Below are 20,877 nucleotides of genomic sequence, written 5' to 3'. Positions count from 1 at the left end.
AAATTATTAAGATTTTAATATTTATATATGTCATCAAACAAAAAATACTGGAAAAGTGTTGAAGAACTAGACAAAAATAGTTCTATTGTTGAGGCGCTTAAAAATAACGAATTTGTTGAAGAAATTCCTAATGACGAATTTTTAGGAAATAGTGACGCTTTGTCATCTTCATCAACATCACGTCGTGATTTTTTAAAGTACGTTGGTTTTAGTACTGCAGCGGCTACGCTTGCAGCTTGCGAAGGTCCTGTAAACAAATCAATACCTTACGTGCTTCAGCCAGAGCAAATCATTCCTGGGGTTGCGGATTATTATGCAACTTCTGTTTTTGATGGATTTGATTTTGCTAATCTTTTAATAAAAACTCGTGAAGGGCGTCCTATTAAAATAGATAATAACACCATGGCCGGTGCTAAGTTTAGTGGCAATGCAAGAATTCATGCGTCGATATTGTCTTTGTATGATAGTATGCGTTTGAAAGAGCCAAAAGTTGAAGGTAAAAGCGCTGCATGGTCTGTTGTTGATTCTAAAATTAAATCTAGTATAGCTGATGCTGCTGCAAAAGGTGGGCAGGTTGTGCTATTAACAAATACGCTGGCTAGTCCATCAACTGAAAAACTGATTGCTGAGTTTGTGGGCAAAAACCCAAATGCTAAACATGTAATTTATGATGCGGTATCCTCATCTGAAGCATTGGATGCATTTGAAACGGTTTATGGAGAAAGAGCTTTGGTAGATTACGATTTCGCAAAAGCGTCTCTTATTGTCTCTGTTGGAGCTGATTTTCTTGGGGATTGGCAAGGCGGTGGGTATGACTCGAGTTATACGCAAGGACGAGTTCCTAAGGCAGGTAAAATGTCACGTCATTTTCAGTTAGAAGCAAACATGACTTTGTCTGGTGCTGCTGCTGATAAAAGACTGCCAATGTCTACTGCTAATCAAAAACTAGCATTAGTTCACATATACAACATTGTAACGGGTTCTGCCGTTACTGTAAGTTTAGAAGATAAATTTAAATCAGAAGTTACAAAAGCAGCACAACAATTAAAAGCTGCTGGCTCAAAAGGCGTTTTAGTATCTGGTATTAATGATAAAAATGCTCAATTATTAGTTTTGGCTATCAACCAAGCATTAGCTAGTGAAGCTTTTAGTACTTTAGGAGTAAGACAAATTAGAAAAGGATCGAATGCAAAAGTTGCTCAATTAGTAGCTGATATGAAAGCAGGAAGCGTTCATACTTTGATTATGAGTGGTGTCAATCCTGTTTATACTCTCGCGGATAGTGCTTCTTTCGTTGAAGGTCTAAAAAAGGTGAAGACATCGGTTGCATTTTCTTTGAAAGAAGACGAAACTGCTTTGTTAAGTACTGTAGCTGCTGCGGTTCCGCATTATTTGGAATCATGGAATGATGTAAGTTTTACAAAAGGTACTTACGGAATCACTCAGCCTACTATACGACCACTTTTTAATACAAAACAATTTCAAGATGTTCTATTGTCCTTGAATGGTCTTTCAGGAACATTCTATGATTATATTAAGGGTAATGCAGCAACAACAATTGCAGGTTCCTCCTGGAATAAAGTATTGCATGATGGAGTTTTTGTTGGAGTTATACCAGCTGTTTCTGCAGGATCTGCTGATTATAGTGCTGCCGCAAGCGTGCTTGCTCAGTCAAAACCAGTACAAGGACTAGAGTTGGTTTTATATACTAAAACCGGTTTGGGTGACGGACAACAGGCGAATAACCCTTGGTTACAAGAATTTCCAGATCCAATTACAAGAGTTTCTTGGGATAACTATGTTACTGTTTCTAATGCGGACGCTAAGAAATATGAGCTTTCCAATGAAATTGTAGCAAATGGAGGTTTAAATGGAAGTTATGCTACTATTACCACTGCAGATGGGTTGAAACTGGAAAATGTTCCAGTTATTGTTCAACCAGGCCAAGCTGTTGGAACTATTGGTTTAGCTCTAGGTTACGGTCGTAAAGCGGCTTTGAAGGAAGAAATGATGGTAGGTTTAAATGCCTACGCTCTATATAAAGGTTTCAATACTGTTCAATCTGTAACATTAGCCAAAGCTGGAGGAGAACATGAGTTTGCTTGTGTTCAAGGTCAGAAAACATTAATGGGACGAGGAGATATCATCAAAGAAACTTCGTTAGAAATTTTCAATACAAAAGATGCCCACGTTTGGAATGAACAACCAATGGTATCCTTAGATCATAAAGAAGTAGAAGCTACGAAGGTAGATTTATGGGATTCATTTGATCGTTCGACGGGTCACCATTTTAATCTTTCTATTGACTTAAATGCTTGTACCGGTTGTGGTGCTTGTGTGATTGCTTGTCATGCGGAGAACAACGTTCCTGTTGTTGGAAAATCGGAGGTAAGAAGAAGTCGTGATATGCATTGGTTGCGTATTGATAGATATTATTCTTCTGAAAGTACTTTTGAAGGAGATAATGAAAGAAAAGAAAATATTGCAGGTTTGTCTAGTTCCTTATCTACATTTAATGAAATGGAGAAAGCGGGCGATAATCCACAAGTTTCTTTTCAACCGGTAATGTGTCAACATTGTAATCACGCACCTTGTGAAACAGTTTGTCCAGTTGCTGCAACTTCACACTCTCGCCAAGGTCAGAATCACATGGCTTATAACAGATGCGTTGGTACTCGTTACTGTGCTAACAACTGTCCATATAAAGTACGTCGTTTTAACTGGTTCTTGTATAACAAAAACAGTGAATTTGATTATCATATGAATGACGATTTAGGACGTATGGTATTAAATCCAGATGTCAATGTTCGTTCTCGTGGAGTTATGGAGAAATGTTCAATGTGTATTCAAATGACACAAGCAACTATTTTGAAGGCTAAAAACGAAGGAAGACCGGTCGTTGATGGGGAGTTTCAAACCGCTTGTTCAAATGCTTGTTCTAATGGAGCAATGAAATTTGGAGATGTAAATGATACAGAAGCAGTTATAGCAAAATTAGCTGCTGATGAAAGAATGTATCACTTATTGGAGCATGTTGGAACAAAACCAAATGTGATTTATCACGTTAAAGTTAGAAATACCTAGTACAAAAAAAGAATTAATTAAGAATCAATATAAAGGATTATGTCGTCTCACTACGAAGCAACCATTAGAAAACCCTTAGTTATAGGTGATAAATTATATCACGATGTAACTGTAGATGTAGCTGCACCTGTTGAAGGGAAAGCAAATAAACATTGGTGGATTGTATTTTCAATTGCATTAATAGCCTTCCTCTGGGGATTAGGCTGTATCATCTACACCGTATCTACAGGGATTGGAACATGGGGATTAAATAAAACTGTTGGATGGGCTTGGGATATCACGAACTTCGTTTGGTGGGTTGGTATCGGTCACGCAGGAACTTTGATTTCTGCAGTACTATTACTTTTCCGTCAACGTTGGAGAATGGCGATTAACCGTTCTGCAGAAGCAATGACAATTTTCTCTGTTATTCAAGCAGGTCTGTTTCCAATCATACACATGGGTCGTCCTTGGTTAGCGTATTGGGTTTTACCTATCCCGAATCAGTTTGGATCATTGTGGGTTAACTTTAACTCTCCGTTACTTTGGGATGTATTTGCAATTTCTACGTACCTTTCAGTATCATTAGTTTTCTGGTGGACTGGTTTGTTACCTGATTTTGCTATGTTGCGCGATAGAGCGGTAACTCCTTTCAATAAAAGGGTATATTCAATACTAAGTTTTGGATGGAGCGGTAGAGCAAAAGATTGGCAACGTTTTGAAGAAGTTTCTCTTGTATTGGCTGGTTTAGCTACTCCTCTTGTACTTTCTGTACATACGATCGTATCGATGGATTTTGCTACTTCTGTAATACCGGGATGGCATACAACAATTTTTCCTCCTTATTTTGTTGCTGGAGCGGTTTTCTCTGGTTTTGCAATGGTAAACACCTTGTTGATTATCATGAGAAAAGTTTCTAATCTTGAGGCTTACATCACTGTTCAACACATAGAATTGATGAACATTGTAATCATGATTACCGGTTCTATAGTAGGTGTTGCTTACATTACGGAATTGTTTGTTGCTTGGTATTCTGGAGTAGAATATGAGCAATATGCTTTTCTTAATAGAGCTACTGGACCTTACTGGTGGGCTTATTGGTCAATGATGACATGTAATGTTTTCTCACCGCAATTCATGTGGTTTAAAAAGTTAAGAACAAGTATCATGTTTTCGTTTATAATTTCGATTGTTGTAAATATTGGAATGTGGTTTGAGAGATTTGTAATTATCGTAACTTCTTTACATAGAGATTATTTACCATCTTCTTGGACTATGTTTTCACCAACATTTGTTGATATTGGTATTTTTATAGGAACAATCGGTTTCTTCTTTGTGCTGTTCTTATTGTATTCAAGAACATTCCCAGTTATCGCACAAGCGGAGGTAAAAACAATTTTGAAAGGAACTGGAGATAATTACAAAAGAGAAAGAGAAGCAAATAAAGATTCACACCATGAGTAATAAAGTAATATACGCCATTTATAATGACGATGATATTTTGATGGATGCGGTAAAAAAAACCAGAGCAGCTCATCATCATATTGAGGAAGTTTTTACTCCATTTCCGGTTCACGGTTTGGATAAAGCTATGGGAATTGCACCAACAAGATTAGCCATTTGTGCTTTTCTTTATGGTTGTGTTGGAATTTCGGTGGCAACGGCAATGATGAATTATATCATGATCCAAGATTGGCCACAAGATATTGGTGGAAAGCCAAGTTTTAGTTATATAGAAAACATGCCAGCTTTTGTTCCAATTATGTTTGAGTTGACCGTGTTTTTTGCAGCGCATTTGATGGTAATAACGTTCTACATGAGAAGTAAATTATGGCCATTCAAACAAGCTGAAAATCCTGATGTAAGAACTACTGATGACCATTTCTTAATGGAAGTTGCGGTAAATGATAATGAAGAAGAATTAATTTCTTTTTTCCAAGGTACCGGAGCTGTAGAAGTTAAAGTAATAGATAAGCATTAATTAGAGATATGAAAAGTATTTATAAAATAACACTTCTTTTTGGGATAACTATTTTAGTTTCGTCGTGCCATAATACAACGGCACCTAACTATCAGTATTTCCCAAATATGTATGAGCATATAGGATACGACACTTATGCTGAATCGACTGCTTTTAAAAATGGTAAAGAGGGTCAATTACCTGTTGATGGAACTATTAAAAGAGGCTTCGTTCCTTATGGTTTTGATAATTCTACCGAAGGTTATGATTTAGCCAAGCTAAATTCGACATCTCCTCTAGATTCAATATCAGAAAAAGATCACGTGAAATCTAAAGAGCTTTACGAAATATATTGTGCAATTTGTCATGGTAATGAGGGAAATGGTAAAGGTAAATTAGTCACGCAAGGGAAATTATTGGGTATTCCTAATTATAAAGATAGGGATATTAATGAAGGTAGCATTTATCATGTTATGACTTATGGGTTAAATTCTATGGGTGCTTACTCCAATCAATTAGACCAGCATGAACGTTGGTTGGTAGCTTCTTATGTTGTTGAATTAAGAGCAAAATTATAATTGTTGAACAAACTGATCGTTATAGATATGTATACATTTTCAAGGAAATTAAAAACTCTTTCTTTCATTCTAATGGCCGTAGGTATATTAGGGATTGGATATGGTTTTTTAACTGCACCAAAAGATATTCAAGATGTTGAAAAACTTCTTGCTGCCGAAAGTCATGGTGGTCATGGTGAAGCAAAACATGAAGCCTCAAGTTCGTCTGAGGCTAAACATGATGCACCCAGTGCTAATCATGAGGTAAATACTGAAACAAAAGTGGAGGATACAGCTGCTGCAATGCCAGCTACTGATGACACCACTGTTGTAGCTAAAGAGGCTCATTCTGAGGTGGCTCATGCCGAGACAAACGTCAAAAAAGAAGGTCATGTTGTTAGTGAAGAGGCGGAACATTTAGAACACCTTAATCATGTATTACATCAACTACAAAATAAGCCTTGGGCTGCTTTTTACGTTGCTTGTATCTTTTTTATGTTAGTTTCACTTGGTGTCTTGGCATTTTATGCTATCCAACAAGTTGCGCAGGCAGGTTGGTCTCCGGTTTTATTTAGAATTATGCAAGGTATCACGGCTTATTTGCCTGTAGGATCTGTTATCTTCTTCATTTTCTTACTACTATGCGGTTTTCATCTAAATCACCTTTTTATATGGTTGGATCCTGAAGTAGTGGCTACAGATAAGTTGATTGCTAATAAATCAGGGTATTTGAATTTTCCTTTCTGGATTATAAGAGCTGCAATCTTTTTGATTGGGTGGAATTTATACCGTTATTATTCTAGAAAGAATTGTTTGGCACAAGATGATGCAAATGATGACCTTAATTACAAAAAGAATTTTAAGCTTTCAGCTATGTTTCTTGTATTTTTTATCGTAACCGAATCTATAATGTCTTGGGATTGGATTATGTCTATTGATCCACACTGGTTTAGTACTTTGTTTGGTTGGTATGTATTTTCAAGTTTCTTTGTAAGTGCAATTACAACGATAGCCTTAGTTACTTTATATTTGAAATCAAAAGGCGTTTTGGAGCATGTGAATACAAGTCATATTCATGATTTAGCAAAATTTATGTTTGGTTTCAGTGTTTTCTGGACTTATTTATGGTTTTCGCAATACATGTTGATCTGGTATGCGAACATTCCTGAAGAAGTTACTTATTTTATAACTAGAATAGAATTGTATAACCTTCCGTTTTTTGGTGCTGTGGTCATGAACTTTGTTTTTCCTTTATTAATATTAATTAATACTGATTTCAAAAGAATTACATGGGTTATAGTTATGGCTGGTGTTGTAATATTGGCAGGTCATTATATTGATTTCTTTAATATGATTATGCCTGGAACCGTGGGTGACCGTTGGTTTATTGGAATTTCAGAAATTGCTTCTGTACTTTTCTTTCTTGGATTGTTTATTTATGTTGTTTTTACAGCATTAACTAAAGTACCTTTGTTGCCAAAAAGAAATCCTTTCATTGAAGAAAGTAAACATTTTCATTATTAATATTTAAAGTAAAAAACAGATGACAAGTTTGTTGGTAATTATAGTTTTAGTTTTATTAGCTGTTGCTTTATGGCAATTGACTAAAATATTCGACCTGACGCAAGTTGGTTCTAATTCAGATAGTTCGGAAGTAGCTACAGATGCTGATAATAACGTTCAAGGTTATTTAATGTTTGGTTTTTTAGCTTTTATTTATATTTTTTCAATTTACGGATTGTTTAAATGGGGTCCGCTTGTTCTTCATACGCCTGCTTCAGCCCATGGTGGTGAAGTAGACAATCTGATGAACATTACCTGGGTTCTTATTTTTATTGTTCAAGCAATTACTCAGGTCTTGCTGCATTACTTTGCCTTTAAATACAGAGGAAAGAAAGATCAGAAAGCATTATACTTTGCAGATAATAATAAGTTAGAAGCAATCTGGAGTGTTATCCCAGCTGTTGTTTTGGCAGGTTTGATATTATACGGTTTATATGCTTGGACAAATATTATGTTTGTTGATGAAGATGAAGATACTGTTGTTATTGAATTGTATGCACAACAATTTAACTGGAAAGCAAGATATTCAGGGGATGATAATGTTTTGGGTAAAGCAAATGTTAGGTATATTGAAGGTGCCAACGCTGTTGGTGTGGATTTAGCAGATCCTTACGCTCAAGATGATATTGTTGTAACGGAACTTCATATTCCAAAGGGTAAAAAAATTCTCTTTAAAATGCGTTCTCAGGATGTTTTACATTCCGCTTATATGCCGCATTTTAGAGCGCAAATGAATTGTGTTCCAGGAATGGTGACTCAATTTGCTTTTGAACCACTATATACTACTGCTGAGTACAGAGAATTGCCGTACATGGTTGAAAAAGTAGCTAATATCAATGCTATTAGAACTAAAAAGAGTGCTGCTCTTGTTGCCAAGGGTGAAACTGCTTTGGATCCTTATACTTTTGATTACTTGCTTCTTTGTAACAAAATTTGTGGTGCCTCTCATTACAACATGCAAATGAAGATTATTGTAGACACTCCCGAAGATTACAAGGCTTGGTTGAAAGATAAAGCTACTGTGGTGAATGAAGTCAAAGCCGCTTTAGCGAGTGAAACAGCTACAACAGACGGTGCAGCTGGAGTTGATTCTACAAAGGCAAGTGATTCTGCAAAAGTTGTTGCAGTAATGACCGTTAAATAATTAATAAGAAAATTTAAAGTAAACATATATGTCAGCAGAAGGTCACGATCACGCAATAGATCACGAACACGAACACCACCATAAAGACACTTTTATTACTAAATATATTTTTAGTATTGATCATAAGATGATTGCCAAGCAATACCTGATTACAGGTATATTCATGGGAATTATTGGAGTTGGAATGTCTATGCTTTTTAGAATGCAATTAGCATGGCCTGAAGAATCATTTAGAATTTTCAACATTTTACTTGGGGATAAGTTTGCTCCTAATGGAGTAATGGCTAACGATATTTATTTAGCGTTGGTCACGATACACGGGACGATAATGGTTTTCTTTGTATTAACCGCGGCGCTGAGTGGTACCTTTAGTAATTTATTGATACCGCTTCAAATTGGGGCTCGGGATATGGCATCTGGGTTTATGAATATGATTTCCTACTGGCTGTTTTTTATATCTAGTGTAATCATGATTGGATCTCTTTTTGTAGAAGCTGGTCCAGCATCTTCTGGTTGGACTATTTATCCTCCGCTTAGTGCTTTACCACAAGCGATTCCTGGATCAGGTATGGGGATGACCTTATGGTTGGTTTCCATGGCTATATTTATTGCTTCTTCCTTGATGGGATCTTTAAATTATGTGGTTACCGTTATTAATTTAAGAACTAAAGGAATGTCAATGACAAGATTGCCTCTTACAATTTGGGCTTTCTTTGTTACTGCTATTATCGGTATTGTTTCTTTTCCAGTTCTTTTATCTGCAGCTTTACTTTTGATTTTTGATAGAAGTTTTGGTACTTCTTTCTTCCTATCCGATATTTATATTGCTGGAGAAGTTTTACATTATCAAGGTGGATCACCTGTTTTGTTTGAGCACTTGTTTTGGTTCTTAGGACATCCTGAAGTTTATATTGTTTTACTGCCTGCATTGGGAATTACTTCTGAGGTTATAGCAACAAATTCTCGTAAACCAATTTTTGGTTACCGAGCGATGATTATGTCAATTTTGGCTATTGCGTTTTTATCAACTATTGTTTGGGGTCACCACATGTTTGTATCTGGAATGAATCCATTTTTGGGTTCCGTGTTTACCTTTACAACATTGTTAATTGCTATCCCATCGGCTGTGAAAGCATTTAACTACATTACAACACTTTGGAAAGGTAACTTGCAGTTAAATCCAGCTATGTTGTTTTCAATTGGTTTAGTTTCTACATTTATAACAGGTGGTTTAACAGGAATCATTCTTGGAGATAGTACACTTGATATTAATGTCCACGATACTTATTTTGTAGTAGCTCACTTTCACTTGGTAATGGGTATTTCTGCTCTTTATGGAATGTTTGCTGGTATTTATCACTGGTTCCCTAGAATGTTCGGAAGAATGTTAAACAAGAACTTAGGATATGTACACTTTTGGGTAACTGCGATCTGTGCTTATGGTGTTTTCTTTCCAATGCACTTTATTGGATTAGCGGGTTTGCCTAGACGTTATTATACAAATACTAACTTTCCATTATTTGATGATTTACAAAATGTTAATGTATTGATTACAACTTTTGCATTAATTGGAGGTGCTTTTCAATTGGTCTTTTTATATAATTTCTTTGTTAGTATTTTCTACGGGAAAAAATCAGTAATGAACCCATGGAAATCAAATACTTTAGAATGGACTGCTCCTGTAGAACATATTCATGGTAACTGGCCAGGGGCACTCCCTGAGGTATATCGTTGGCCTTACGATTACAGTAATCCAGCACACGATGTGGATTTTGTACCGCAAAATGTACCAATGAAAGAAGGTGAAGAAGTTTTACATCACTAAAATAACAGGAAAAGCCTTTACGAAAGTAAAGGCTTTTTTTGTGTCTTTTAGTGTATGACTTGGAATTTTTTCCTCTTGTTAATATTTTATTGCTTTTTCAAAGCAATTTTCGAAAAGGTTCAATTTGAATTCTAGTTAACTCATTTCTTTCTTTATCTTTGTTTAATGAATGAAAATTTAGACCCAACGTCAAACGGTTATAATGCAGAAGAACTTGATCTTGAAAAAAAATTAAGACCACTTTCTTTTGATGATTTTGCCGGTCAAGATCAAATATTGGAAAATTTAAAAGTTTTTGTTCAAGCTGCAAATCAACGAAATGAAGCTCTTGACCATACGCTGTTTCATGGACCTCCGGGACTTGGAAAAACAACTTTAGCTAATATTTTGGCTAATGAGTTACAAGTTGGAATTAAAATCACCTCTGGTCCTGTTTTGGATAAGCCAGGTGATTTGGCTGGTTTGTTAACTAATCTTGAAGAAAGAGATGTTTTATTTATTGATGAAATTCATCGGTTGAGCCCCATAGTGGAGGAGTATTTGTATTCAGCAATGGAAGATTTTAAGATTGATATCATGATTGAATCTGGGCCAAATGCTCGTACTGTACAAATTAATCTAAATCCTTTTACTTTAATTGGAGCAACGACTCGTTCTGGTCTTTTGACTGCTCCCATGAGAGCTCGTTTTGGAATATCATCTCGCCTGCAGTATTATACAACGGAATTACTAACTACAATTGTTGAAAGAAGCGCCGCGATTTTTAAAATGCCTATTTCGATGGAAGCAGCTATAGAAATTGCAGGTAGAAGCCGAGGAACTCCAAGAATTGCTAATGCTTTGTTGCGTCGCGTGCGTGATTTTGCCCAAATAAAAGGCAATGGTACCATTGATATAGAAATTGCTCGTTACGCTTTAAAAGCCCTCAATGTTGATGCTCATGGACTGGATGAGATGGATAATAAAATATTAAATACTATTATTGATAAATTTAAGGGAGGTCCGGTTGGTTTGTCAACTTTGGCTACGGCCGTTTCTGAAAGTAGCGAAACTATCGAAGAAGTGTACGAGCCCTTTTTAATTCAAGAAGGATTTATTATGAGAACACCAAGAGGTAGGGAAGTAACTGAGAAAGCGTATTCCCATTTAGGAAAAGTAAAAATTAATGTGCAAGGTGGATTGTTTTAATAAATTAGGAAGAGAATTCCCTTCGTTATCTTTAGCATTATAAATTTAAAAACTACACATACCCAATTCATTAAATCCGAGGCCAAACGTCTTGGTTTTTTGTCCTGCGGGATAGCCAAAGCTGGCTTTCTTGAAGAAGAGGCTCCAAGGTTGGAGGACTGGCTAAAAAGGAATAGAAATGGGCAAATGTCGTATATGGAAAATCATTTTGACAAACGATTAAATCCAACGTTGCTCGTGGATGATGCTAAAAGTGTTGTTTCACTTTTGTTAAATTATTACCCAGAACAATTTCAAAATCCTGATTCGTATAAAATTTCTAAGTACGCTTATGGTGAAGATTATCATTTCGTAATCAAAGAGAAGCTAAAAGAATTTTTATTTTCAATTCAATCTGCAATAGGCGAAGTTTCTGGACGTGCTTTTGTAGATTCTGCACCTGTATTAGACAAAGCTTGGGCAGCCAAAAGTGGGTTAGGCTGGATTGGAAAAAACAGTAATTTATTGACACAAAAAGTGGGTTCTTTTTACTTTATCGCGGAACTTATTATCGATTTAGATTTAGACTACGATAATCCTACAACAGATCATTGCGGAACTTGTACTGCTTGTATCGATTCTTGTCCAACAGAATCCATAGTTTCTCCTTACGTTGTAGATGGGAGTAAATGTATTTCTTATTTCACGATTGAGTTGAAAGAGAATATACCGCAAGAGATGAAAGGTAAATTTGACGATTGGGCTTTTGGTTGTGATGTTTGCCAAGATGTTTGTCCTTGGAATAAGTTTTCGAAACCCCATAACGAACCATTATTTACTGTAAATCCTGAAATAATGTCTATGTCCAAGAAGGATTGGATAGAAATAACTGAGGAGACATTTAAGACTATATTCAAAAATTCACCTCTCAAAAGAGCGAAGTTTGAAGGTGTAAAAAGAAATATTAATTTTCTTAAATAACGAGTTAGATTCTAATTTTTTGGTCGAATTGAAGATTCTCTGATGATGATTTCTGTGTCTAATTCAATCGTTTTGTGGTCGAAAGGAACTCCTTCTTTGTGACAATTCATTTCTTCTAGCAGTAGGTTGAAAGATGCAATTCCCATTTCGTGGCCCGGCTGGTTAACGGTACTTAATTTTGGAGTTAACACTTGCGACATAAACCAATTGCTAAAGCCAATTATAGCTACTTGTTCTGGAACATTAATTTTATTTTCATTGAAATAAGCCAAAACACCTACTGCAACTAAATCTGTTATCGCAAAGATCCCGTCAACATCTGCATGCTCTTCAATGATTTGTTTGGCAAATGCTCTCCCTTCTTCAAACGTAACATTTTCGCAAGTATAAACTAATTTTGCGTCAAAAGGAATGTTGTTTTTCTCCAACGCTTTTTTATAGCCGATGTATCGGTCTATTGAATTTTGAGGATTTAAAGGTCCGCGAATATGAACTATTTTTTTGCAACCATTGTCAATTAAATGTTGAACGGCATTGAAAGCTGCTTTTTGGTCGTCAATGATTACTTTGGAACATTTTGAAAGCTTGGCTATTTTGTCAAACATTACAAAAGGAATCTTCCGATTCATAATCTCCTTTATGTGATCATCATTATTAGATTCATTAGATAAGGACATGATGATGCCGTCTACTCTCTTATTTATTAATAATTCGACTTGCTTTTTTTCTAGAGCCAGTGTTTCATTAGATTGTAAAATGATTACTAAATAACCATTTTTCTCCGCCTCATCAATAATAGCATTTACTACATTAGAGAAAAAATGATGGACTACCTCAGGAATGATTAAACCGATAGTTTTTGATTCTTTTGTTCTTAAATTAACAGCGAAACTATTTGGGGTATAATGTAAATGTTGTGCAAGCTCAATTACTGACTTTTTAGTTTTCTCACTAACATCAGGATAATTCTTGAGTGCTTTCGAAACAGTAGTTATCGAAATCCCCAATTTTGTTGCAATTTCCTTAAGAGTGATATCTTTCATGAAGCGAATTTCTACAGATTTAATTTTAGGAAAATATTTTAGAAATAATGATCTCTTACGTTTTTCGTTATTTAATTTATGTACGTAAAAAACGACTTTACCTTTAAATATTCTAAGCCAAGGTATTAATTTTTATCGTATATCTTCATTTTTCATCAGAATAAACAAATAAATATTGATTCGTTAAAACTAGTAAAGAAGTATGGGTCTTTTGTTGAAAGATTCAAATTTTTTATGTTGATTCCCTTTCAATTATGCTTGTTTCCAATTCAATAGATTGGAAAACGATTGGTAAGTTATTCTTTTTTAGATTGATTTCATCAAATAGAATAGCGGCTGACCTTCTTCCAATTTCAAAACCGGGTTGGTCAATCGTAGAAAGTTTTGGGGATATTACGCTTGACATAAACCAATTGCTGAAACCTAAAACTGCTATTTGTTGCGGAATGGAAATCCCTATTTCATTAAAGTATTTAATGATTCCAATGGCCACTAAATCGGTAACTGCAAATATCGCATCAATTTCTGGATGTTCATCCATCACTTTTTTAGCATTTTCATAACCGTCTTGGAAATCTGCATTGTTTTCACATACAAAAACTAGCGAAGAATCATAAATAATACCGTTATCTTCAAGTGCTTTTTTGTATCCTAAAAATCGATCAATTGCATTTTGAGGTAAATAAGAACCTCTAAAATGAGCAATTTTTTTGTATCCCTTTTTTATAAGATAGCAAACGGCATCATACGCCGCTTGTTTGTCATTAATAGTTACTTTGGAACAATGGACAAGTTTAGCAATTTTATCAAAAAGGACTAACGGAGTATTATGAGAAATAATGGATTTTAAATGATCAAAATCACCGGTTTCATTAGACAATGACATTAGAATTCCATCTACTCTTTTATTTAAAAGGAGATCAATTTGTTTTTTTTCAAACTCTAATTTCTCATTGGATTGTAAAATAATGACCAAATAATCTCTTTTTTCTGCTTCTTCAAGAATTCCTTTAATTACGTATGAAAAAAAATCATGAACTAGAGTGGGAATTATCAAGCCTATGGTTTTTGATTCTTTCGTTCTTAGATTTACAGCAAAGCTATTAGGAGTGTAATTAAGTTTTTGAGCAAGTTCAATTACTGCATTTTTTGTTTTTTCACTGACATCAGAGTACCCTTTCAAAGCTTTTGAAGCGGTGGTAATCGAAATTCCTAATTGTGAGGCTATCTCTTTGAGAGTGGTGTTGTTCATGGTTTAATTCTCTGGTAGTGAAAGCAAAAAACCGCTTCTTGAAAACGAATTTACAATTTATTTACTGTAAATCAATTTTCAAGAAACAGTTTAATTTACTTTTGCGATATTTAAAACAGAAAGCTAAGTTATGACCAATTCATTACCAAATAATATGATTTTAGTTCTTTTAGCTCTTCAAATTTCTTTTAAGGATTCATAAAATCATTGATTTCTTTACTGGAAATTTTGGGATTTGCACCTTCATTCTTAGCAACAATCGCTCCTAAAGCACAAGCAAAATCAATCGCTTTTTGCGGATTTTCTTCGTACAATAGTTTAGAAAGTAAACCAGCCAAAAAGGAATCCCCAGAACCTACAGTGTCTACAACATCAATTTTATAACCGCTATTGTAGTACATTTTTTCATTGTAAAATAATACTGCACCATGGCTTCCTTTGGTGACACAGATGTGTTTTGTGTTTGTCTTCTCTGCAATAAAAAGTATGTTTTGTTCTAATGAATGATAAGGAGAATTCAGGAAAGCACTTATTTCATATAATTCATCATCATTGAATTTTATAAAATCAGACTGCATCATCAGATTAATCAGTATTTCCTTAGTGTAAAAAGGAGCACGTAAGTTCACATCAAAAACAGCGTATTTTGCATAGTTTATGATTTCTAAAAGTGAATTTTGTGAAATAGGATCTCTACATACAAGGCTGCCAAAAACAAGTGCGTCGGCTTTTTTAACCATAATTTCGTCTTCCGGAATACATATAATTTTGTCCCAAGCAACAGGGTAATTGATGGTGTAGGAAGCAGAACCTTTCTCGTTTAATTGGACAATGACTTGACCAGTGGATAAGTTTTCGTCTATTTGAATTGTATCGGTAGCAACTCCGTTTTTTTTAATGAAATCTAGAAGCTCTTTTCCAATTTCATCATTTCCTACACGACTTATTATTTGTGCATCGATACCAAGTGAGGCCAAGCGTAATGCTACGTTCAATGGTGCTCCTCCAATTTTTTTATGCGTTGGGAACTCGTCAAACAAAACTTCTCCGAAACAAATTATTTTTTTTGTCATGATTATTCGTTTTTTGATAGACTTTCAGATAGTTCTTCTAATGTTCTTCCTTTGGTTTCCGGCATTTTTGTAAATACCCAAAGCAATTGGAAAACCATCATGATACAAAAGATGGCAAAAACAGTAGTTGTTCCAATTTCTTTAAATAAAAACGGGATAAATGACGGAATTAAAGCTGCTAAAATCCAGTGGACAGATGTTCCAAAAGAAGTCCCAGCGGCTCTTAGTTTGTTGGGGAATAATTCTGAGATAAATACCCAAATCACGGCTCCTTGTCCTATCGCGTGTGAGGCTATAAACAAGAAGAAAAATAATGGAACAGCCATTCCTTTCCACTCAAAATAAAAAGCCGTAGTCACTAATCCCAAAGAAATGATGTATCCTACAGAACCCAAATACATCAATGTTTTTCTCCCGTACTTATCAATTAGCGAGATTCCAATCATCGTAAAGATCAAATTAATAATTCCAATTCCGATGCTACTCAAGAAAGAAGCTGATTTTTCTAATCCTGCCAGTTCAAAAATTCGAGGTGCGTAATATAAAAAAGCATTGATACCGGAGAGTTGATTGAAAAAGGCAATAAAAAACGCCAACAGTAATGGTTTTCTGTATTTTACCATGAAGATAGATTCGTTTTTTCCTTCGTGAGTAGTTTCTTTTTCGATAGCGGCAATTTCTGCTTCTACTGCGGCGTCACTATTAATTTGTTTCAAAATTGCAACTGCTTTTTCTCTGTCTTTTTTGTATTCTAAAATCCAGCGCGGACTTTCCGGGATTCCAAATACTAGAAGTGTGTATAAAAAGGATGGAAAAGCCTGTATTCCTAACATCCAACGCCAGGCATTTTCTCCAATATCTTGTAAATAATAGTTAGAGGTAAAGGCAATTAAAATTCCAAAAACGATATTGAATTGGTATAAAGCGACCAGTTTTCCGCGGTCTTTTGCTGGAGCAATTTCAGAGACATAGGTTGGAGCCGCAATAGTGGAGGCTCCAATTCCAATTCCACCAAGAAATCTGAAAATGGAAAAGAATATCGGGTCATTTGCGAAAGCAGTTCCAATGGAAGAAACAAAAAATAGCAATCCTATAATTATTAAAGTCTTTTTTCGACCTAAAATATTCGTTGGAAAAGCGCCAAAAATAGCGCCAATAACCGTTCCCCATAATGCGGATGACATCACTACTAATCCATGAAACAAATTAGAAGAACCCCATAATTGTTGCAATTGTTTATCCGCTCCGGAAATTACTACAGTGTCAAATCCAAATAAAAATCCTGCAAATGCTACGACTATGGACCAATAAAGTATTTTTTTGTTGTTCATTATTCTGTTTTTTGGTTAATTATTTTGGTTGTTATAATAGAATTATTCTACCAGATTCCCTTGATTTTAGAAATGGTAAGGTTTTTAATTTCCTGATTCCTATCCGATTGAATGCTGAGTTTGGTGTATGGTTTGTTAGGGAAAATTTGTTCCGTAAAACTGTATACGCCACCGTTTAGAAAAATTTCAATTGAGGACCAATCTACTATGATTTGATAATCAATTGTTTCGGTGGTTATATTTGGAGTTTTGGTTTTGTGAATTTTTTCTCCAAAACTTTTTTCGAAATTTACTATTCCGGAATGGCTTCGGTCTACGGAAAAAGTCTTTAGTTTCGCATCATAATTAATAACCAAAGAATCCTTTACTTCATTGGAAAAAACTAATTTTAAATTTTCATTTTTAGCATTCAATTGTACTGCTGACTGGTTCAAATAGGGATATTCAATTGTCGTTTTTTGATTCGGTTTTAGGATGATTTCATCTTTTGTAAATGCTACAATTTCTTGTTTTTTGAATTGTTCTACAGGAGTGTTTTTCAGGACATAATCGCCATTTATTTTTGCAAGCAAAAGTTCTCGAGGAAGTGTCATCGCACTTCTCCAATTTTTTGTAGGCGTGTCTCTTGCGTAGGACCAGTTACTCATCCAGCCTATAAATATTCGTTTATTATCAGGAGTATTATTGTACGTCACACCTGCGTAATTATCAGCGCCATTGTCAATCCATTTGATATCTTTTTGGTTAGTTTTAAAACTTTTCCCATCATAGTCCCCTACGAAATATTGTGTTCCTGAACCGCCAAGTGGTGCGCCAGGATTGATGCTTATTAATAAAACCCATTTTTCCTCATTGGAGCCAGCAACTTTTAATTTGAAAATATCAGGACATTCCCAAACACCGCCGTGCGCTCCTATATTTTTACCAAATTCACTTTCAAGAGTCCAGCTGATTAGGTTTTTAGAAGTATAAAATTTGGCATGATCTCCGGCAACCAAAACCATATTCCAAAGATTGGTATCGGGATTCCAGAAAACTTTAGGGTCTCTAAAATCTTTTAAACCTGAATTTTTAACAATTGGATTTCCATTATATTTCATCCAAGTTTCGCCTTCATCTAAGCTATATGCGAGTCCTTGTGTTTGATAATTTGTTCTTCCCGCTTTTTCACCTTCCATATCATGATAGGTGAAAATAGCAATCATAGGTGGATTTTCTTTGGTTCCAAGTCCAGAAGTATTTTTTAAATCTACAACTGCACTTCCTGAAAATATCATTCCTAATTTGTCAGGAAACAAAGCGATTTTTTTATTGGTCCAATGAATTAAATCCGTACTTGTTGCGTGTCCCCAATGCATCGGTCCCCAAACAATATCGTCTGGATAATATTGGTAAAACAAATGATAAATACCTTTGTAGAAAACCATTCCGTTTGGGTCATTCATCCATTTTTTTTCTGGAGAAAAATGAAATTGTGGTCTAAAGGGTTCTTTGTATTGCACCGTGGAATCAGGTTTTATTTTTTCGGATGAGGCAATGGAAATAACTTCATTTTGCACTTCTTTTTTACAGGAAAACAAGAGTAAAGAGGCTCCGAATACGAAATAAAAGGGGAGGATTTTATTTGTGAACTTCATTAAAAAAAGGTTTAATTATTATAGTATCTGTATAAAAATAGAATTCTATTTTTTAATTATTCAAAATAGTAGGAGTAAAAACGTTTTCGAATTGCCGAAAACGTTTTCGATTTGTATTCAAGGTAGATTATGTAACTATTCATTATTTTAAGAAATAAATTATATAAGTTTGAAACTATTATAAAAAAATACAACTATGATTTCAACATTTAAGAGTCTGGTCTTTTTGCTTTTAGCGGGTCCAATTGTTTTTGGTCAAACTAAATCAGATGAATGGCATTTACAGGCAAATTCCAGAGAAAATTATTTTGGTGTAGCGATGGCAAATGGTCAAATAGGAATTGTTACCGATGATACGCCTTTAAAAACAAAAGAAATTATTCTGAATGGCGTTTACGACGGAAGTCCCGAAAATGGAATAAGCAGAATTGTGCGCGGAATAGAATTTCTGAATTTGCATTTGAACATCAATAATCAGGAAATCAAGTCTGATAATATTGATAATTGGAGTCAAGTCGTTTCGATGAAAGAGGGAACAAGTACTACTTCATTTTCATTTAAAGATTTAGCAAATATCAATTACACGATTTTGGCCAACAGAGCGATTCCCTTTTCAGCAATGGCAATTGTCGAAATTATTCCTAGCAAGGATATTGAAATTACCGCTAACAATTATATGGTTGTTCCGGATGAATTGAAAGAAGCGAAAAGTCAGTTTCGGGTTTTGAAAGACAATCAATATTTGATGCCCGTTTTTGGAACAGTGGCAAAAACATTAACTGGGAAATATACCGTAGCGGCTTCAACAACCTTTCTTTTTGACGGCCAAGTAGAAACGTTGAAACAAACTGGAAATGAAGTAGGTTTTACTAAAAAATTACTAAAGGGTAAAAAATACCGTTTTGCTATTGCAGGAGGAATTTGCACGTCAAAGGATGTTACAGATCCATTAAATGAATCCGAAAGGCAGCCTATTTATGCATTACAAGAAGGAATTAATAAATTATTGAACCGTCACAAGCAAGCTTGGGCTGAACTATGGAAAACAGGTGATATTCAAATTGAAGGGGATTTAGATGCACAACAACGCGTTCGTTTTGCGTTGTATAATTTATATTCATACATCAGACCTGATACCAGACAGAGTATTGCACCAATGGGATTGTCGTCGCAAGGATATAACGGACACATTTTCTGGGATACCGAACTTTGGATGTATCCAACGCTTTTGGCACTGCAGCCTGATATGGCGAAATCATGTTTGGATTATCGTTCCGATCGTTTGCAAAAGGCTAAGCAAAAAGCGTTTATTTATGGATATAAAGGAGCAATGTACCCTTGGGAATCAGATGATACGGGAGAAGAAGCAACACCAACGTGGGCTCTGACTGGGATTTTTGAGCAACACATTACGGCCGATGTTTCGATTGCATTTTGGAATTATTATGCCTATACGCAAGATAAATCGTGGTTGAAAAAAGAATGGGCAGTTCTAAAAGAAACAGCTGATTTCTGGGTAAGTCGCGTCGTGCAAAATCAGGATGGAAGTTTTTCTATTTTAAATGTTGTCGGTGCTGATGAATATGCGCAACATGTAGATGATAATGCCTTTACAAATGCCTCCGCTATTGAGTCTTTGAAAAATACGATCAAAGCAGCAACAATTTTGGGCGAACCAAAAAATCCAAAATGGGCAGCAGTATCGGAGAAATTAGCCATACATACCGAAAAAGGAATAACACAAAATTACAAAGGATATCAAGGGCAAATGATCAAACAAGCGGATGTAAACTTACTAGCATATCCTTTACACGTAATCACAGATAAAGAACAGATAAAAAGAGATTTAGAATATTACGCTGAAAAAATTGATAAAAAGGACGGTCCAGCAATGGCTTCCGGCGTATTGTCTGTTTTGTATGCGCGCTTGGGCGATAAAGAAAAAGCATATAATTATTTTGTGAAATCGTATTTGCCAAACAGCCGTCCTCCTTTTGGAGTATTCTCGGAATCAGCCAATAGTAATAATCCGTATTTTGCTACGGGAGCGGGAGCCATGCTTCAGGCGGTTATTTATGGTTTTGGTGGAGTGGAACAAACTGATATGGGACTAAAATACAATAAAGGATTGTTACCAAAACAATGGAAATCGCTTAAGATTATTGGTCTTGGAGTGGATAATAAAACGATAGAAATTAAGTAATTTTCCAATATTTTATCTGCCACGAATACTAAATTGATCCATTTTGAAAGGATTTAAATTGGTGTTCGTGGCTTTTTT

Annotated in this window: 15 protein-coding genes; 10 read left to right on the top strand and 5 right to left on the bottom strand. The window is 35.1% G+C overall.

The window, feature by feature from the left end; genetic code table 11:
• The first annotated feature begins 27 nt into the window (after positions 1-27).
• The 9 genes from BUC11_RS04165 (at position 28) to queG (ending at position 12,260) form a co-directional block, all read left to right on the top strand.
• Positions 28-3,084, top strand: a complete 3,057-nt coding sequence (locus BUC11_RS04165; RefSeq protein WP_073352201.1) for a TAT-variant-translocated molybdopterin oxidoreductase — start codon at positions 28-30, stop codon at positions 3,082-3,084.
• A 39-nt stretch (positions 3,085-3,123) separates the two neighbouring features.
• Positions 3,124-4,527, top strand: a complete 1,404-nt coding sequence (gene nrfD / locus BUC11_RS04160) for an NrfD/PsrC family molybdoenzyme membrane anchor subunit (RefSeq protein ID WP_073352199.1) — start codon at positions 3,124-3,126, stop codon at positions 4,525-4,527.
• Positions 4,520-5,044, top strand: a complete 525-nt coding sequence (locus BUC11_RS04155; protein WP_066080446.1) for a DUF3341 domain-containing protein — start codon at positions 4,520-4,522, stop codon at positions 5,042-5,044. Before nrfD ends, BUC11_RS04155 begins: the two co-directional genes overlap by 8 nt.
• A gap of 8 nt (positions 5,045-5,052) precedes the next feature.
• The gene (locus tag BUC11_RS04150; RefSeq protein ID WP_073352197.1) at positions 5,053-5,601 is read left to right on the top strand and encodes a c-type cytochrome; all 549 of its coding nucleotides are present in this window, start codon (positions 5,053-5,055) and stop codon (positions 5,599-5,601) included.
• A 27-nt stretch (positions 5,602-5,628) separates the two neighbouring features.
• Positions 5,629-7,104 (top strand): cation-translocating P-type ATPase, encoded by a 1,476-nt coding sequence (locus BUC11_RS04145; RefSeq protein ID WP_073352195.1) that lies wholly within the window; start codon positions 5,629-5,631, stop codon positions 7,102-7,104.
• A 19-nt stretch (positions 7,105-7,123) separates the two neighbouring features.
• Positions 7,124-8,287, top strand: coding sequence for a cytochrome c oxidase subunit II (locus tag BUC11_RS04140; protein WP_073352193.1), 1,164 nt, complete (start codon positions 7,124-7,126; stop codon positions 8,285-8,287).
• Between the two features lie 28 nt (positions 8,288-8,315).
• Complete coding sequence (locus BUC11_RS04135; RefSeq protein ID WP_073352189.1) at positions 8,316-10,112, top strand: cytochrome c oxidase subunit I; 1,797 nt, start codon at positions 8,316-8,318, stop codon at positions 10,110-10,112.
• 165 nt (positions 10,113-10,277) lie between these two features.
• Positions 10,278-11,300: a Holliday junction branch migration DNA helicase RuvB gene (gene ruvB / locus BUC11_RS04130; RefSeq protein WP_073352187.1), complete on the top strand. Its 1,023-nt coding sequence runs from the start codon at positions 10,278-10,280 to the stop codon at positions 11,298-11,300.
• A 39-nt stretch (positions 11,301-11,339) separates the two neighbouring features.
• On the top strand, positions 11,340-12,260 hold the full coding sequence (gene queG / locus BUC11_RS04125; RefSeq protein WP_394332903.1) for a tRNA epoxyqueuosine(34) reductase QueG: 921 nt from the start codon (positions 11,340-11,342) through the stop codon (positions 12,258-12,260).
• 11 nt (positions 12,261-12,271) lie between these two features.
• Here queG and BUC11_RS04120 read toward each other — a convergent pair whose 3' ends face one another.
• From BUC11_RS04120 to BUC11_RS04100, 5 genes are all read right to left on the bottom strand, one after another.
• Positions 12,272-13,303 carry a LacI family DNA-binding transcriptional regulator gene (locus BUC11_RS04120; protein ID WP_073352184.1) on the bottom strand — a complete coding sequence of 344 codons (1,032 nt, stop codon included), beginning with the start codon at positions 13,301-13,303 and terminating at the stop codon, positions 12,272-12,274.
• Positions 13,304-13,535: 232 nt separating this feature from the next.
• The gene (locus BUC11_RS04115; protein ID WP_073352182.1) at positions 13,536-14,555 is read right to left on the bottom strand and encodes a LacI family DNA-binding transcriptional regulator; all 1,020 of its coding nucleotides are present in this window, start codon (positions 14,553-14,555) and stop codon (positions 13,536-13,538) included.
• A gap of 188 nt (positions 14,556-14,743) precedes the next feature.
• On the bottom strand, positions 14,744-15,628 hold the full coding sequence (locus BUC11_RS04110; protein WP_073352181.1) for a carbohydrate kinase family protein: 885 nt from the start codon (positions 15,626-15,628) through the stop codon (positions 14,744-14,746).
• A 2-nt stretch (positions 15,629-15,630) separates the two neighbouring features.
• Positions 15,631-16,959 carry a sugar porter family MFS transporter gene (locus BUC11_RS04105; RefSeq protein WP_073352179.1) on the bottom strand — a complete coding sequence of 443 codons (1,329 nt, stop codon included), beginning with the start codon at positions 16,957-16,959 and terminating at the stop codon, positions 15,631-15,633.
• A 47-nt stretch (positions 16,960-17,006) separates the two neighbouring features.
• A complete protein-coding gene (locus BUC11_RS04100) occupies positions 17,007-18,596 on the bottom strand; it encodes a glycoside hydrolase family 32 protein (RefSeq protein ID WP_073352174.1) in 1,590 nt (529 codons plus the stop codon).
• 196 nt (positions 18,597-18,792) lie between these two features.
• On the opposite strand from BUC11_RS04100, the gene BUC11_RS04095 reads away from it, so the two are divergent.
• Positions 18,793-20,799 carry a kojibiose hydrolase gene (locus BUC11_RS04095; RefSeq protein ID WP_073352172.1) on the top strand — a complete coding sequence of 669 codons (2,007 nt, stop codon included), beginning with the start codon at positions 18,793-18,795 and terminating at the stop codon, positions 20,797-20,799.
• The last annotated feature ends 78 nt before the right edge of the window (positions 20,800-20,877 follow it).

This window comes from Flavobacterium xanthum (genome assembly GCF_900142695.1).
Lineage (GTDB): Bacteria > Bacteroidota > Bacteroidia > Flavobacteriales > Flavobacteriaceae > Flavobacterium > Flavobacterium xanthum.
Note: the sequence above shows the minus strand (reverse complement) of the source record. Positions and strands in the feature narration are given on the sequence as shown.

Coding starts and splice junctions, on each gene's coding strand:
- BUC11_RS04110 (WP_073352181.1), bottom strand. CDS start 15,628: ATGACAAAAAAAATAATTTGTTTCGGAGAAGTTTTGTTTGACGAGTTC.
- BUC11_RS04105 (WP_073352179.1), bottom strand. CDS start 16,959: ATGAACAACAAAAAAATACTTTATTGGTCCATAGTCGTAGCATTTGCA.
- BUC11_RS04120 (WP_073352184.1), bottom strand. CDS start 13,303: ATGAAAGATATCACTCTTAAGGAAATTGCAACAAAATTGGGGATTTCG.
- BUC11_RS04145 (WP_073352195.1), top strand. CDS start 5,629: ATGTATACATTTTCAAGGAAATTAAAAACTCTTTCTTTCATTCTAATG.
- nrfD (WP_073352199.1), top strand. CDS start 3,124: ATGTCGTCTCACTACGAAGCAACCATTAGAAAACCCTTAGTTATAGGT.
- BUC11_RS04165 (WP_073352201.1), top strand. CDS start 28: ATGTCATCAAACAAAAAATACTGGAAAAGTGTTGAAGAACTAGACAAA.
- BUC11_RS04115 (WP_073352182.1), bottom strand. CDS start 14,555: ATGAACAACACCACTCTCAAAGAGATAGCCTCACAATTAGGAATTTCG.
- BUC11_RS04140 (WP_073352193.1), top strand. CDS start 7,124: ATGACAAGTTTGTTGGTAATTATAGTTTTAGTTTTATTAGCTGTTGCT.
- BUC11_RS04100 (WP_073352174.1), bottom strand. CDS start 18,596: ATGAAGTTCACAAATAAAATCCTCCCCTTTTATTTCGTATTCGGAGCC.
- BUC11_RS04150 (WP_073352197.1), top strand. CDS start 5,053: ATGAAAAGTATTTATAAAATAACACTTCTTTTTGGGATAACTATTTTA.
- BUC11_RS04155 (WP_066080446.1), top strand. CDS start 4,520: ATGAGTAATAAAGTAATATACGCCATTTATAATGACGATGATATTTTG.
- BUC11_RS04095 (WP_073352172.1), top strand. CDS start 18,793: ATGATTTCAACATTTAAGAGTCTGGTCTTTTTGCTTTTAGCGGGTCCA.
- BUC11_RS04135 (WP_073352189.1), top strand. CDS start 8,316: ATGTCAGCAGAAGGTCACGATCACGCAATAGATCACGAACACGAACAC.
- ruvB (WP_073352187.1), top strand. CDS start 10,278: ATGAATGAAAATTTAGACCCAACGTCAAACGGTTATAATGCAGAAGAA.